The sequence below is a fragment of the Brucella tritici genome (assembly GCF_008932285.1).
Lineage (GTDB): Bacteria > Pseudomonadota > Alphaproteobacteria > Rhizobiales > Rhizobiaceae > Brucella > Brucella tritici.
On sequence record NZ_WBVY01000034.1, the window covers coordinates 1 to 246 of the forward strand.

Here is a 246-nt window from a genome sequence, read left to right on the forward strand (position 1 = left end):
GGTGCATGTGGCCTATGGGCGTGCCGGAGCCACCAAGCGGATTACCGTCGGCAATGCGACCCGTCATGAAATAATGATGCTCGATGCAGGTGGAATGAAGCTCAGTGCGATTCTGCCCGATGGTGGCGTTCGCCGTGCCATAGTTGGAAACAACGTGATAGGTGCCGCTGTTGAGGCGAATGACCGCGTTCGGCTTGACGTCAGGCACGATCAGCGAACGATCATTGTTGTCTTCGTCGGCATAGA

1 pseudogene is annotated in these 246 nt (G+C 56.5%); it reads right to left on the reverse strand.

The features are described 5' to 3' along the window. A pseudogene (locus F9K94_RS24285) lies at nt 1-246 on the reverse strand (hypothetical protein); the annotation flags it as partial.